The sequence below is a fragment of the Methanobrevibacter sp. genome, from assembly GCF_017406825.1.
GTDB lineage: Archaea > Methanobacteriota > Methanobacteria > Methanobacteriales > Methanobacteriaceae > Methanocatella.
In genome coordinates, this window is the sequence record NZ_JAFQXT010000044.1 from 58,724 (window position 1) to 66,206 (window position 7,483).

At 37.1% G+C, this 7,483-nt stretch carries 8 protein-coding genes; 4 read left to right on the plus strand and 4 right to left on the minus strand.

The window, feature by feature from the left end:
- The first annotated feature begins 9 nt into the window (after positions 1–9).
- Together IJF99_RS08140 and IJF99_RS08145 are read left to right on the plus strand one after the other, a co-directional pair.
- Positions 10–1,020 (plus strand): aldo/keto reductase, encoded by a 1,011-nt coding sequence (locus IJF99_RS08140; protein WP_292794048.1) that lies wholly within the window; start codon positions 10–12, stop codon positions 1,018–1,020.
- Complete coding sequence (locus tag IJF99_RS08145; protein WP_292794051.1) at positions 1,017–1,823, plus strand: class I SAM-dependent methyltransferase; 807 nt, start codon at positions 1,017–1,019, stop codon at positions 1,821–1,823. Before IJF99_RS08140 ends, IJF99_RS08145 begins: the two co-directional genes overlap by 4 nt.
- Before the next feature lie 58 nt (positions 1,824–1,881).
- On the opposite strand, the gene IJF99_RS08150 is transcribed toward IJF99_RS08145, so the two are convergent.
- Positions 1,882–2,211: a cupin domain-containing protein gene (locus IJF99_RS08150; RefSeq protein WP_292794054.1), complete on the minus strand. Its 330-nt coding sequence runs from the start codon at positions 2,209–2,211 to the stop codon at positions 1,882–1,884.
- A gap of 3 nt (positions 2,212–2,214) precedes the next feature.
- On the minus strand, positions 2,215–3,525 hold the full coding sequence (hcp, locus tag IJF99_RS08155; RefSeq protein ID WP_292794057.1) for a hydroxylamine reductase: 1,311 nt from the start codon (positions 3,523–3,525) through the stop codon (positions 2,215–2,217).
- A 118-nt stretch (positions 3,526–3,643) separates the two neighbouring features.
- Here hcp and IJF99_RS08160 point away from each other — a divergent pair, with 118 nt between their 5' ends.
- The gene (locus IJF99_RS08160; protein ID WP_292794059.1) at positions 3,644–4,417 is read left to right on the plus strand and encodes a TrmB family transcriptional regulator; all 774 of its coding nucleotides are present in this window, start codon (positions 3,644–3,646) and stop codon (positions 4,415–4,417) included.
- A gap of 4 nt (positions 4,418–4,421) precedes the next feature.
- On the opposite strand, the gene IJF99_RS08165 is transcribed toward IJF99_RS08160, so the two are convergent.
- Positions 4,422–5,483 carry a hypothetical protein gene (locus tag IJF99_RS08165; RefSeq protein WP_292794061.1) on the minus strand — a complete coding sequence of 354 codons (1,062 nt, stop codon included), beginning with the start codon at positions 5,481–5,483 and terminating at the stop codon, positions 4,422–4,424.
- 26 nt (positions 5,484–5,509) lie between these two features.
- A complete protein-coding gene (locus tag IJF99_RS08170; RefSeq protein WP_292794064.1) occupies positions 5,510–6,307 on the minus strand; it encodes an ADP-ribosylglycohydrolase family protein in 798 nt (265 codons plus the stop codon).
- 148 nt (positions 6,308–6,455) lie between these two features.
- Here IJF99_RS08170 and IJF99_RS08175 point away from each other — a divergent pair, with 148 nt between their 5' ends.
- On the plus strand, positions 6,456–7,277 hold the full coding sequence (locus IJF99_RS08175; protein WP_292794067.1) for a nicotianamine synthase family protein: 822 nt from the start codon (positions 6,456–6,458) through the stop codon (positions 7,275–7,277).
- Positions 7,278–7,483: the final 206 nt, after the last annotated feature.

Genomic DNA, 7,483 nt, shown 5'->3' on the forward strand with positions numbered 1-7,483 from the left:
TGAGATAGAATGCGGCTTGGAAAAACTAATCTTGAAGTGAATAAAAATGGATTTGGAGCACTTCCAATCCAAAGATGCAATATGGAAGAAGCGGTTGAAATACTTAAAAAGGCATATGAAAACGGCATAGACTTTTATGACACCGCCCATTTTTACACCGACAGTGAAGAGAAAATGGGCAATGCATTTGAAGACATTCCTCGCGAAAACATTTACCTGGCAAGCAAAACCGCTGCAGAAACTCCCGAAGTGTTTTGGAGCGATTTGGAAACATCACTTAAAAGTTTAAAGACGGACTATTTGGACCTATACCAGTTTCACAACATTTCATTTACTCCCAAAGAGGATGACGAATTATTCCAGGCAATGCTTGAAGCAAAGGAAAAGGGAATGATTAGGCATATCGGAATCACAACCCATAAGATCACCTTTGCCCATGAGGCCATTGAAAGCGGACTTTATGAAACTTTACAGTACCCATTTTCATATTTGAGCGGGGATGAGGAAATAGAGCTTGTGAAAAAATGTAATGAATATGATGTGGGTTTCATTGCAATGAAAGCCATGGGCGGAGGACTGATAACAAATTCCAAAGCCAGCTTTGCATTTTTAAACCAGTTCGACAATGTCCTGCCTATCTGGGGAATTCAAAAGATTTCTGAACTTGACGAATTCCTATCATATGACGAAAACACCGTTTTAGATGATGATTTAAGAGCGGATATTAAAAAAGATAAAAAAGAGCTTGGGGAAAACTTCTGCAGAGGCTGCGGATACTGCATGCCATGTCCTGAAGAAATCAACATCAGCCTATGCGCTAGAATGTCATTATGGATCAGACGTTTCCCAACAGAACCGAATATGGATGAAAAAACACAGGAAACAATGAAAAAAACTCTAGATTGCGTGGAATGTTATGAATGCGTTGACAAATGCCCATATGAACTTAATATTCCTGAATTATTGAAGGAAAACTATGAAGATTATATGAATGTACTGGAAGGAAGGACAATAATATGAAACAATGTATTGAAAATCCGAATGAAGTTGATTGGACCGGCTTTTGGGCTGAAAAACTGGCGAACAAAAATGATAAAGACTGGGATAAGGCCGCTCCAGGATTTTATAAAAGAACACGTAAAGACGACTATCAGGATGCATTATTTGATAAACTGATTTTGGATGAAAATGACACCCTTCTGGATGTCGGCTGCGGTGAAGGTTCAGTTACAATACCAATAGCCAAGAGAGTTAAAAAAGTAATAGGGCTCGACTCATCACCAAAAATGCTGGAATATCTGGAAAAAAGAGCCGATGACCAGGGTATTGACAATATTGAAACCATATTAAAGCCAATTGAAGAAATCAGTTACGATGAAATCGGAGATGTGGATGTTGTGGTCTGCTCCAGGTCACTTAATGGAATCGTCCCAATTGAGGAAGTGTTAACCGAATTGAATAAAATTGCAAACAAATATGTCTTCATAACCATTTTCGGCCCTGAAAACAAAAAGATTGAAAAGGACTTCGATAAGGAACTTGGAATCAGAACAGAAGATTTCCCGGACTACAATTACTTCTTCAACATACTTTTTAATATGGGAATCTATGCGAATGTTGAGAGATTTGACCTGAATAATTATCGTGAATATGACAGCATTGATGAAGCTATGGACAACGGCAAATTCCGACTTGATTTATACTCTGATGAGGAAAAGAGATTGTTGAGAAGCTATCTGGAAAGAATACTTACATATGAGAATAGCAAATATTATAACGTTAAGGATAAGGCCGATTGGATAATGGTCTGGTGGAAAAAATAGGTAATTATTGGGAGAATCACTCCCAATAATCAAAAATGCAAATAAATTAACAATCAAATTAATCAGATTTAATCATGGTTAAAATCATTTTGTAAGGACTGTTTACGGCCTGAAGCGCATGAGGTTCATTGGCTGGCATTATAATTATTTCACCTTTTTTGACAGTATTTTTAACACCGGAAATTGTGATTTCGGCTTCACCATCAATTACTTGAACCATCGCATCGAATGGAGCGGAGTGCTCAGACAAACCTTGGCCTTGATCAAAGGCAAAGAATGTCACTGTTCCAAGCTCCTTTTTGATAACTTCACGGCTGACAACAGTATCATCCTGATACTCGACTAATTTTTGGATATCAAGAGCTTTTGCCATAATATCCTCACTCATGAGTTATTCCCCCATAATTGTTTTTATATCTGCAATTGCATCTCCAGTAGTAGGAGTCAAATTATAGTTTTCAACTAAAACATTAATAATGTCTTCATTGCACCATGCAGGAAGTACAGGTCCAAGCCACATGTCGGTTTTTCCAAGATATAGTAAAGCCCAGAGCACTGCTGCCGCTTTTTGTTCCATCCAACTGAGAACAATTGTCAATGGCAATTCATTTAACTCCATGTCAAATAATTCGCATAATGCCACTGCCACATCAACCGCTACAATTGTGTCGTTGCATTGACCTACATCGAGCAGTCTTGGAATTCCTTCAATGTCGCCTAAGTCCAAATCATTGAATTTGTATTTGCCGCATGCCAATGTTAAGATAACTGTGTCTGAAGGTAAGTTTTGTACGAACTCCCTGTAGTAGTCGTTGTGTTTTGCCGCTTTGTCACATCCTCCGACAACGAAGAACCTTCTTATTTTACCGTCTAAAACCAATTCCTTGATTTTATCAGCATGTTCTACAATAGCCCCTGCACTCCAACCGGTAGTGATTGTGGTTAATTCTTCAGCTTCCAATCCTCCTAATGATTTTGCACATTCAATCACTTCGGAGAAGTCATAATCCTCTACGGTTTTGACTCCTTCAAGTTTTGCTACATCCATTGTGAACATTCTTTCTTTATAAGCGTCCAATGCTGGGAGTACACAGTTACTGGTTCCGACAATTGCTGCATTGTATTTTTTGAATATTGTTCTTTGATCATGCCATGCTCCACCAAGTTGACCTGCCAGATTTTCGTATTTGTTTAATCCTGGGTATCCGTGAGCAGGCAACATTTCAGAGTGAGTGTATACTTTAATGTCTGTTCCTTCAACCTGTTTTAATAATTCTTCCAATGCTTTCAAGTCGTGACCTGTTACAATGATTGCAGGTCCTTCCTGTGCTCCGACTTTCACTTCAACAGGTTGTGGTTCTCCGTATGCTTCAATGTGTGCGTCCTTGAGCAGTCTCATTACGTCAACACTGACTTTACCTGCCTCTAAAGCAAGAGCCACCAGATCTTCGGTGTCGAAGTTGACATTGGTTAATGTAGTGTATAATCCTTTGGTTAAGAATGCATCAATTTCAGGGTCTTTCTTTCCTAAAACATTTGCATTGTAGTTGTATGCACTTATTCCTTTCATAGTAAAGATTAAATTATCCTGTAATCTTGCTACGGTTGGTTTTTTTCCGCAAACTCCGCTGACGGTACATCCGGTACCTTTAGCTGTTTGGGAACATTGATAACAAAACATATCTAAAGATTCTTCTGCCATAATAAACATCTCCTTTTTAGATTTATAATAATAAATTTATTTGAAGTACATATAAAGATTTTGTCACTTTTTAAGGGTGAAAAATAACTTTTATATATTCTAAAAACATATTATGACTATGGACGAAAATATGAAAACACTTAAGGGAATGGGGCTTACCATGTATGAAGCTGAAGCCTACGTAACAATCAATTCATTGATATCATCAAATGCAACGGAAATAGCTGAAAAATCAGGCATTCCAAGAAGCAAAATATATGACGTGCTGAAAAATCTAGTAAAAAAAGATTTTATCGAAGTGGAGGACGGAAGGCCTCTGACATATAATGTCAAATCTCCCGTTGAGGTCCTGAGTCGTGAGAAAGAGAAAATAGATTCACAAATCGACGATACGATAACAAGACTGACATATGTATATGAAAATGGAATGAGCCAAGTTCAGGCACCGATCTGGAGAATATACGGCGTTGAAAAGATCATTTCACAGGAAATTGAAATCATCAAAAGGGCTAAAAATTCAATCAACATGAGAATAGGATTCTTATTCGAAGGCGAAGGGGATGCATTGGTGAAAGCACTGAAGAACAGATCCGATTTAAGGATAAACATCCTGGCTTCCCCGTCATGCTACATCAACAATGAAGAAATTGACATAATTGCTTTATTCAAAGAGGCGGACATCCCAATTCAAAAGGCAGACATCCCTTTTGTTAAAGTCATAATTTCAGATTCAAAAGAGATGATGCACACATATACCAAATTCAGTGAAGACAAACGAAATGTAATCCCTGAAACCGCAATTGGGATATGGAATAAATACGAAGACATAGCCAAAAACTATGACGACAGGTTTATGAATCAGCTAAAGAAAATGAAAAACAAGAAAAAGTAGATTATTATCTGCGAACTCTTGCTGATTTTGTAACCGCATCCTTAATGTAAATTGCTTGGTAAGAAACCTTCTTACCGAGCTTCAAGTTTTTAAAGGCAGATTTTTTTATAACGACCTTGGCAATTCCCATTTTAGATGTCTTTGCATTGTAGGCCTTGCCATTGAACTTGAAGATTATTTTTGCTGACCTGATTGGAGTCTTGTTTCTTTTCAGAACCGCTGTTAAAACCAGTTTTTTGGCGGATTTTTTAACCTTTATTGTTTTTAGTGTTAAAACCTGCTTGATTACGACCTTTTTGCAAACGAATGCATTCTTATATTCAACCCAGATTTTATAGGACTGTGGAGTTGAATGAATGGCCAATGAGGCAATGCCTTTGCTGTTGGTTTTTACAAAATAGCTTTTTGATGAAGAATAATCCTTTCCAATCCTAAATCTTATTGTGACTCCCTTTCCAGCCAGTTTTCCGTAACTTGTGTAAACCTTTACGCTGAATTTGGCCTTATCCCCATAATATATTGCCAGGTTTTTTGCGCCAACCAGCTTCTCATGACCGTTTACTGTGAAGATTATATCCAAAAGCACCATCTTATTTGTGCCTTTTATAACCACCATTCCATCAATGTCTTCACATATCGGCACCTTGCTCAATGAAACCTTGCCTGTTCCGTTCACAAGATGGATGTCATAGCTTAACTGATGAGCTCCCTTGGAATTCCAATAGGTTAAAATGAGCGTATATTCATTGGTATCATTTTTATCGCTTGTTAGTGTGAAATATTCATCTTCACCGTATTTCATTTCATAAGGGTAATCGCAATCCATTTCATAAGGCGGCTCAATTTCCTCATAATGGTCATACTCGTTTAAAAGGGAAGAATCCTCAGCAGATGACAAATTATCATTAGATAAATTCATTTCATTTGAAACGCTTAACTCATCGGCATTATTAACGCCATCCTCAAAATTAGAATCGGCACTGTCCTGTGATGCACTAACGAAACCACTTGTTAAAAATATAAATAGGAATAAGCATATGAATATTCCTTTTTTAAATCTCCCCATAAAAATATGTATGGTAGTTATCACTTTTAAACTTCATCATCCATGAACTTATTTTCAAAATCTATTAAAACATCCAATAAGAAATAATCCAATCGGTTAAGACATTCATCTGCGATGCTCATAGAAACATCCCAGTATGCTGATGCGATGCTTCCGGCAATTGCTGCCTGAGTATCAGCATCACCTCCAAGTGAAACTGCATTCCTTAGTGTATCTTCAAAGTCCTGAGCCTCCAAAAAGCAGACGATTGACTCTGGGACACTGCCTTTGCAAGAAACTTCAAAATCGTAAAAGGGTCTGATTTCATCAATGCTGAACGATAAGTCATAGCCATATCTCACTTCGACATGTTCCCTGATTTCATCCTTGCCAGCACCTATTCTTGCAAGGTAGATTGCATCTGAAGTTGCAAGCGCACCCTTAATCCCATCAGGATGATTGTGGGTTACGATTGCTGATGTCCTGGCAAGATCCTGTGCTTCTTCAAGGGAGTTTGCAACCCAGGCGCATGGGGAAACCCTCATTGCAGACCCATTGGCCCAACTGCCGTAAGGCTCCGGTGAGTCCTGCTGCAACCAGTGCAAGAATCTTCCGCCATAACCTGCATTAATGTATCTGTTTCCGAAATCCTTCAGATTTTTAATCAAGACATCTTTTGAATCCTTATCTTCACATAACCAGTTTGCAATGGCCAGAGTCATTACAGTATCATCAGTAAATACCGATTTTCTTGAAAACAAATCAAATTCTTTTGTCTTTATTGAATTCCACTCATAAGGCGAACCGATAATGTCTCCTGCAATAGCCCCTATAATCCCTTTCATGATAACATATTGTGTTTATGATATTGATATATTTTCCTACAATTAGAATTTTCCAAACAAAGATGATGATTTTCATTTCATCAAAAATACATGAAAAATTATTAAAACTTATTTACTATTAAATCAATACAAATGCATAGTGATTAAAATGAGTTGCTGGAAATATTGGCCAAAAATTGAAGAAATCGCAACAAAACTGGAAAATTACGGTGTCGACACCATAGATGACATAACATCTTTAAATGATGTTGATTTAGATGAAATAACAACATTATTGGATGAAATAGAAGTAATTGCACATGATGACACAATAGATTTCGATTCAGCAAAGCACATCCTGGATGACGAAAAAATGAATAATGCCCTAAAACTGATTAGAAAATTCTACTTATATATCAGCGCCAGGTTGGAAACCAATAATGCAATGGAAATAATCGAATCAGATGACCCGCATGCAACTTTAGACAAATTCCATTTTTATGAGAGATATCAGGGTCTGCTTACAAATGAATCCAAACTGGCACATTGGCATGAGGACAAAACATTTGTTTTTGTAGGAAGCGGCCCGCTACCTTTGACATTGATATTGTTCAGACAGAAATTCGGATGCAAATGCATAGGCATTGAAATCCAGGAAGATGTTGCCCAATTATCCAGAAAAGTTATCAAACAGTTAGGCCTCGATGACGGCATCGAAATTATAGTCGGGGATGAAACAACCCTCAAAGACATTGACTTTGACATATTGATGGTTGCCGCATTCGCCGAGCCTAAAGAAAGAGTTTTCGCCAACGTTTGGGAAATCGTTGATGAAAAAACACCTGTTCTTGTCAGAACATACAGCGGTATGAGAGCAATACTTTATGCTCCTCTAACTGATACAATTCTCAGAGGATTCCATAAAGAGGTCATGTTGCTTCCAATAGGAAATTCAAACAATACAAGCGTACTGCTAAGAAAAGTAATCTAATATTTCTTTTCTTCTAATTTTTTTAAAAAAAGGAGTCTGTAAAATTTTATAGGCTTCTTTCAAATTTTTTTTTACACTTGAAATTTCACTTCGATAAAAATTCGTTCTAATTTTTCTTTAATTTCAAAATAAATGATTAAAAAATAGTAAATTACTTAAATAAGCGAGGACAAATTATATTTTATGCCTAATATAAATAAATCTGC